Consider the following 8639-nt stretch of genomic DNA (forward strand, 5'->3'; position numbering starts at 1 on the left):
ATAACAAGGTTTTTGGGGGATTTTTAAGTTATAAAGCGACAAGTCTAATACTCAATCTAAGTCCAAAAATATTCTACTCAGATACTATCTTAAATACAAAACTCTTCATAAATTATCTAAATTCCAGCTCTAACGTCAAGTTTAAAACTCTGAGACCTGTTCCCTTTTGCTAGGATATTTTTCACACGACTTGAATCAGACTACTATGTTGAAACACTGAATTGAAGAAGGAGACAGGAGACAGGAGACAGGAGACAGGAGGAAAATTACATGGGGATTCGCTCCCCCAAGTAATGCGTGAACACCCCCGTTGACGGTGGGGTATTAAACCCACAAAGAAAATGATAATAATACTTTTAGTTTAATGATTAGACATCTCCGGAAAAGAGGGAGTAGGGAGTAGGCAGAAAGAATTGATAACTTCTGTGCGATAATTGATTTGATTTTTTATGATCACCAGATGTCTATTGGAGAAGCGTAAGTCCTGTTAAATTTACCTATAGCAATCCTAAATAGGTTGCGGGTAATCAAAAAGTAAATAAAAAAACTGAAACTCTTACCTGTTCCCTATTCCCTAAAAAGCAGTAAGATTTTTGATACAAATAAAATAGGATTGCTATACAATCTTGATACACAGAGACAAAAATATAATATCTATAAGCGTTTCTCAAGTTACTGAGGTACAGTTGTTTTTCTTCTTTTCTCACACCAAGTGCGCTACCAGGTATATCTGTCGCCGACACGGGGTCGCACCACTATTCCCTGTTTCTCGAATTACTACTCTGTACGGACGTTGTATGCAATATCCCTACTACTCCCTACTCCCGCGCAACAAAGGAATTTTTACCTCACTCCTTATGAAAATTGCTATACCAGCTATATCAGGACTTACGCACAGACAGTAAATCAAGTGAGGGCGCAATTCGGAGCTTGACGTTAGTCAATGGCATTCGCCCCTACATAATGGCGTTTTCAAGATGAATTTGCGTAAGTCCTGTATATTTTAAGCAAATATAAAACTTTTAAATTTTAACTTTTGATTTACTTATGACTAACACTCCAGATAATTCCGATCGGCAAACTGATACCTCCAAGTCCAGAAACTGGCGCAGAATAGTAATTATTAGTGGTCTGGGTTTAGGGACAGTCTCTGTAGGAGGGGGAGCAGTAGGAACTTGGTGGTTTCAAGAAAAATTAGCCCCAATGGTGAGTGAGAATCTCACCAGACTTACCCAAAGGCCAGTTCAAGTGGGCGAACTGCAAAAATTTAGAATTGGTTATCTAGAATTTGGCCCTTCATCTTTACCTCCTACTTCAACAGACTCCATTGCTGCTTCTACGGAGATAGTTAAGGTTAGGTATGCTCTTGGACCTCTGTTATTCAAGACTCTCAAACTTGATATTACATTTGGAAAATCTGAAGCTAATTTACAACAACAAGCTGATGGTTTGTTTAAAATTCCAGAGTTGGCAGATCTACCACCTCCACCTTTTAATGTTGATATTACAGCTCTACGTTTCCCGGAACTGGATGTTAGTATTTTGCCTGCTGAAACAGGAAGGTCTTCTGAACCGATATTGTTAGATTTAAGTAATAGTGAAGTTCTTTCTAAGGACAAACTGCAACGTTGGTTGGTAGACCTGAATGGTAAGGTTATTGATGGTGGTGGTAATTTTCGGGTTGATGCTGATGTTAATCTCAAAAATTCGGAAATTAAAGCTGATGTTGTAGGGCAAAAATTGCAATTACCAATATTTGTTCCTTTGGTATTAGCGTTTGAAAATATTCCTGATGTGAGTCTGCAAAGTGGGGTATTAAATGCAGACCTCCGGACTGAGATTAAACTAACTGATAAAATTGCTGACTTTGTACAAAATATCCAGGGAAAAGTTAGTTTGCGGGAGTTGAATGCTAACAGCAGTTTCCTGAGCAACACTGTTAACCTGAATACGGTTGCTAATGTTGCTTGGCCAAAAGTTAGGGTGGAAAGTTTAAACGCTAACTATGGGAATATTGGATTAAAACTCCAGGGTACGGCGCAAACAAGGGCGGACTTAGACTTTCAGAATCTTAATCTGAATTTGAATGGGGAGGTTTTGCCTGTTAGTTTCGACACTTTGTTTAATACTGTTACTACAGAAATTGATTTACTTTCGGGCAAAATTGAAACGGCAGAAACTAAACAACAACTTCAGCAAATTCGGGGTCAAATTCAGGATATTAGACCTTTATTAGATGGGGGTGTGAAAACTAATTTCAATATTGTTGGTAGTTTGCTGCAACCAGTGGTATCAGGAAAGGTTGAAACGACTGAAGTTACTAGAGTTGATAGATTAAGATTTAAGGATATTGCGACAAATTTTACTATTAGTCCGCAGTTAAACCAAGATTTTCAACTGCTCAATTTAACTGCTGGTTTTTCTGACTTACAAATTAGTCCTGTAGTGGGAGGGAAAATTACGGGTAAGGGTGCTGTTCAGCAAGGAGTCAGGAGTCAGGAGTCGGGAGTTAGAAGTCGGGAGTTAGAAGTCGCTCGGGAGTCAGTTCCACAAAGTCAAAATTTCCTACGGAATGCTTCCTTGCGGGATGCTACGCAAACGCAAACAAAAGTCAAAACTCAAAATTTCCTACGGAATGCTTCCCTGCGGGATGCTACGCAAACGCAAACAAAAGTCAAAACTCAAAAGTTAGAAGTTAAAAGTCAGGAGTTGGGAGTTAAGCAGGAGCAGGGAACCAATTTTAATCCTGTAGTTGACTTAAACCTGAAGGTAGAAAATATACCCGTAGAACCGATCGCTCAACAATATGGTTTTAGTTCACCCCTTCCCCTTGGTAACTTTTCTACTGAAGTGGCGATCGCTGGAGCTTTGGAAAGTCTGAAAGGGCAAGTTCAATGGCAGTTACCAAAAGCTGTTTATTCGGTGAGTGGTACTGTTGATATTGTTGATAGTCAGGCGAATATTAAAAATACTGTTGTCGAAGTCGGTGGGGGAAAGGTTAATATTGATGGTAATGCTAATCTGGAAAACTGGCAGCTCAACGTTACTGTCAATCAAATTTCTTTAGATAATTTAGAACCTTTAAAACCATTGGGTTTACCATCTGGGTTGGAAGGTGTTGTTAATGCTCAAGCTAATTTTTCTGGTCTCACGAGGAATTTTTCAATTAATACTATTGATGGGAATGGGAGTGGGGTAATAAATATTGCTGGCGGTCAAGTTAATTTTAATGCTCGGGCAAATAATGGTAGTTTGCAAGGTAAGGGAAATGCTGTTCAATTGAGTTTAAGTGCTTTAGAAAGAATAGGGATAAATGCAAATATTCTGACTACTCCTAATTCTATTTTATCTAGTCAAACTGATGGGAAAATTAATGGTGAAGCTACTTTTTCAGCTAATCTCAATGATTTGAGTTTGGCTAGCATAACCAGTGATTTTCAGGGGAATGTTAATCTTGCTAATGGTACGGTTAATGCTAATGGGAAAGTTAATAATGGCAGGTTTCAAGCATTGGTTGATACTGAAGAATTACCACTTAATCCTTTGTTAGATTTGGGGTTATCCGCAGTAAATTCTGGAATTATTACTGACCAGGAACAGTTAAATAATATTAGAGCTAATATTCCCAGGTTAAAAAGTCTGAATGGTAGACTCAATGGTCAGGTTAATTTATCAGGAAATCTGGTAAACCCTTCACCAGAAAATATAGCAGGAGATTTAGTGGGAAATCTCAAAATTGACGAAGGTACAATTAACGCTACAGGTAGTTTAAATTCGGGTAATTTTCAAACGACTGTTAAAACTAATCAAATATCTCTTACTGCTGTCGAAAAGTTATTAACAGAAGCACAAATTGTTTCTCTAAAAAATAATGTTTTACCAACAGATACTAAGGGAAATATTCAGGGGGGAGCGAGTATATCTGGAAATATTAATAATTTAACTCCTACAGGAATTGCTATTGATGGGGATGGCAAAGTAATTATTGCTGGAGGAACTGTTAACGCTACGGGTAAGTTAAATAATGGTAATTTTCAAGCTTCAGTTAATAGCAGTAAATTAGCAGTAAATCCTCTTTTAGATTTAGGAGAAGCAATTTTCATATCGGGATTAATACCAGTAGAACCTAATCAGATTAAAACTTTGCAAGCTCAAATTCCTGCTATTAAAACTTTAAATAGTCAAGTTAATGTTAATGCTAATTTATCTGGCAATTTAAACAATTTATCTCCGGAAGCAATTACCGCAGATACTAATAGCAAATTATTTATTGATGGCAATGCTGTTGATATTGATGGAAAACTCGAACGAGGAAACTTTTTTGCCAATTTAGAAACAGAAAATATTGCTTTACGCCCTTTGGAAGAAACAGTCAGAAAAACTGGTTTAATTGCCATACCAGCTAGTGCAACTTTACCTCCAGGAATTGAAGGAGAATTATTTGGCAACCTGAGCATATTTGGTAACTTAAATAATCTGAATCCTCAAGCAATAGCTGCCGATGGAACCGGAAAATTAATTATTGGAAATAACACAATTAATGCCACAGGAAAATTAGATAATGGTAATTTTGCAGCCTCAGCGATCGCGGAACCTATTCCATTGAGTTTTGTCAAAAAAATAGCTAAAGAAATTGGAGTAGTTCCCTCAGAAGCTTTGCCTTATTTAGAAACAATAAATGGCAATATTCTCGGTAGTGGCAAAGTCACCGGAAATTTAGAAAATTTAAACCCAGAAGCTATAGCTGCTGAAGCGGAAGGAAAAGTAATTTTTGCAGATGGTGGAGCAGTTAATATTACAGGAGAATTAGTAGGTCAAAAATGGCAAACTGCTGTAGTAGTAGACCAAATTCCTTTAGAGCAATTTTCAGCAGCATTGGAAAAACAAGAACAAACAAAACCAGCCGTTGCAGCTATTATACAGGTACAAAAATTATTAGGACAAGCTGAAAATTTACCAGTAATTGGAGGCTTTTTAAATACAAATATTGACCTATCTGGAACCCTAGCAAATTTATCTCCAGAAGGCATAGCAGCTCAAGCAAAATTAACACTTTCAGAATTACCAGTTATTGAACAACCTCTTAATTCTCTGTTTAACTGGAATGGCGAACAAGTAGAAATAGAAAAAGTTTCTATCCCGCCAAAAGTTAATGCTAATGGAGTGGTAGGTGTAGAATTTCCACAGCAAAAAACACCGACAATTTATGGAATTAATATTAACGTCAATTTGTCAGATTTTGACTTAGAATATCTGCCTATAGAAAAATTAGCACAAGCACAAAATTTACCCATAGAAAAAAAAGGAGAGTTATTAACAGGTAGAATCAATTTTGATGGTAAAGTAATCGGTAAATCTATCGAAGACTTGAGTTTAGTTGGTGATGTTGTCTTGCGAAACTTAGCCGTAAATTCAGTAGATTTTGATTCCGTTTTATCTGGAAAATTAAATGCAGGAATAGCTGATGGAGTAACATTTAAAATTGCTGGCGAACAAGACCGTCTAGAATTAGTATTAGATCGATTTGATCAAACCTATTTTCCCACTGCTTTCTTAATTCAACGCGACGAAGCAAAACTCGCAGGAGTAACAGAAGGAGAAAACCTCCTGGTAACATTAGACCAATTTCCTGTCGAATTATTAGATATAGCTCCAGCAGCACAATTTGATATCGGTCCAGTTTCCGGGGAAGCATCCGCCAAAATAGCAATATCTGGTCTGAGAACATTCGACCTCAACTCCATCACAGCAAACGGAAATCTTGCAGTTGCCAAACCTAGCATTGGTTATATAGATGCAGAGAGTTTCACCGCAGACATCAATTTTGCCAAAGGTGTAGGAACTCTCAATGACGGTACATTATTATTAGGTGACAGTCGATATGTTTTACAAGCAATGGTCGATATTAATTCTCCCGCTGCCAATTTCGACCCCAAATTTGCTGGCAACCTAAAAATTGAAAAAGGTGAAGCTCAAGATATTTTGACCGCCCTCCAATGGTTTAACTTAGAAGATATTACGCGAGGTATAGCAACACCAAATTATGCCAACGCTGAAGATGTGCAACCAGTTGCAGTAGGTTTTCCAGAAAATACACCAGTAATTTCCCAGTTGCGTCGGTTTGCCGAAATTCAAGCTTTGCTAAAACAACAACAAGAAAGTCAACAACCAAACACTCCCATACCAATACCACCCCTTGCAGACCTAGATATAACCTTTTCCGGAGAAGTAACAGCAGAAGGATCTTTGCAGTCTGGTGTTGACGGCAAATTTGACATCAATGGTAGCGACTGGAATTGGGGACTATACAAAGTCGATAAATTTCTCGTACAGGGTCAGTATGAAAACGAAGTGCTGACAGTCAAACCACTAGAAGTGCAAACAGGAGAAACATTATTAGCATTTAATGGAGATTTGAGTCCAGAAAATCAGACTGGGAAATTACGATTAGAAAATATAGATTTAGGAGAAATACAGAAATTTGCCCAAAATTATATACCACCAAATATTAATATCAATATTACAGGAATTTTGAATGCTGAAACAGAAATAGGAGGAAATTTTGAAGACCCCAGAGCTATAGGTGAAATCAATATAGTAGACGGCACCTTAAACGAAAAACCCATTGAAAAAGCACAAACAGAATTTAGTTACAACACCGGGCGTCTGCGTTTTGGTGGAGGTATTTCTATAATTGGAGACCCAATTTTGTATAGAGGCGATGTACCCATTGACCTGCCCTTTGCTCAAGTTTCCGCAGGTAGTGATCTAATTAATGTCAGCGTCAATATTAAAAATGATGCGTTACAGATAGTTAACATCTTGACCGACCAGGTGACATTAAACTCTGGTCAAGGAGATATATTATTGCAGGTCAAAGGAACATTACAACAACCAGAACCAGAAGGATATGCTAAATTTGCAAATATAAGTATCACAGCAACAGCATTTCCCCAACCTCTAACAGACCTAGAAGGAACAGTTTTATTTCAGGGTGATCGCATTGAGGTAAAAGAACTCCAAGGAATTATTAGTGATGGTAAAGTTGAAGTCATTGGTGTTTTACCAATTTTTCAACCCTTTGGCAGTCAAGAACCAGATATAAATAACCCCCTGACAATTACATTAGACCAACTCAATATAGACTTTCAACGAGTTTTTCAAGGTGGTATTGATGGAAAAGTCCTGATTACAGGTACAGCTTTGCAACCAGAAGTAGGCGGTAACGTTGAAGTCTCCCAAGGTAAAATATTTTTGAATCAGGCAGCAGGTTTAGCAGCAGCAGCAGGTAGTCAAGAAAATCCACCTAGTTTTGGCATGGGAGAATTTGAGATTGGTCTAAATAATTTTCAAGTGACTCTAAGCGATCGCCTGCGGATGATTAGTCCAGGACTAGCTAACTTTGAAGTTGCAGGTGGTTTACTGATTAACGGAACCCTCAGCGATATTCGTCCAAGCGGCACGATCGACCTGGCAGCAGGGTCGATTAATCTATTTACTACAGAATTGCGTTTAGACCCCAACTATAACAACATAGCTACCTTTACCCCAATTAATGGACTTGACCCCATTGTAGATGTACAGCTATTAGCATCAGCTTTTGAAAGCAACCGTTCATCATCCCCATCATCTCCATTATCACCTGAGACCATAGACGCTCCATCACCAGGCACCTTGAATAGTAGTCAGAGAGTTAGAATTATGGCAACAGCAAAAGGACCTCTATCAGAATTAGAAAATAACCTAGAGTTGACCAGTTCTCCAAAGCGATCAGAAGTACAAATAGTCAGTTTGTTGGGTGGTAATATCATTGATACCCTTAGTGAAGATAGGAATTTAGCATTAGCTAATGTAGCAAGTACCACCATACTTGCTAACTTACAACAAGATATTATTGCAGCAACTGGGTTAAGTGAATTTCGGATATTTCCTGCAAGTATTCCTAAACGTGGAGCGCGACGTGCTTCCTCTTTGGGTTGGGGTTTGGAGGTAGGTGTTGATGTGACGAATAAATTAGGAGTATCCATGACTAGACTTTTTGGTGCCAATGAACCAACGGAATTTTCTCTGCTTTATGAACTTAATGATGAAGTACGCATCCGAGGAGGCAGTAACTTTAATGATAATGCAGTATTATCAGTGGAATATGAAGTACAATTTTAGTATTGCTACTCCGAAAACACATCTGGATAAATTTTTGGCATGGTTATATCTAACAATGTACCTAAACCACGAGTTCCAAAAGCCATTATTTTCAATGGGTTAGCACCATAAACCCGTTGGTTTTTCACTGCTGTTAACCCTTGCCATAAAGGACTATCTGAATAATTTAGATATTCTTCTATATCAGTATCAGTATCAGTATTATCATCATTACGATGATCAGATGAGATAAAAATCACATCTGGTTCTAATTTGCTAAGTCTTTCTAGAGAAAAAGGAAGAAAGAAATCTATTTGAGGACTATTATAGCAATGAGCGCTGGCATCTTTACATGTTACATAGATATTTGCAATGTAATATAAAAGTAACTGTATGAGCTGTATTTTTCATAAATTAGGCGATCGCTAAACCTTAAAGTTTTAAGGATGTCTGTAATGGTATTGATAATTTACAGTTTATAGCTTGAAATTGTTTAC

General features: G+C 37.6%; 2 protein-coding genes. One reads left to right on the plus strand and one right to left on the minus strand.

Annotated elements, in window-relative coordinates; genetic code table 11:
- The first annotated feature begins 1047 nt into the window (after window positions 1-1047).
- Window positions 1048-8163, plus strand: a complete 7116-nt coding sequence (locus F6K27_RS21140) for a translocation/assembly module TamB domain-containing protein (protein ID WP_287279440.1) — start codon at window positions 1048-1050, stop codon at window positions 8161-8163.
- 5 nt (window positions 8164-8168) lie between these two features.
- Here F6K27_RS21140 and F6K27_RS21145 read toward each other — a convergent pair whose 3' ends face one another.
- On the minus strand, window positions 8169-8402 hold the full coding sequence (locus F6K27_RS21145) for a hypothetical protein (RefSeq protein WP_353736040.1): 234 nt from the start codon (window positions 8400-8402) through the stop codon (window positions 8169-8171).
- Window positions 8403-8639 lie beyond the last annotated feature (237 nt).

Origin of the sequence: Okeania sp. SIO2F5 (assembly GCF_010692685.1) — a bacterium.
Taxonomy (GTDB): Bacteria; Cyanobacteriota; Cyanobacteriia; order Cyanobacteriales; family Microcoleaceae; genus Okeania; species Okeania hirsuta.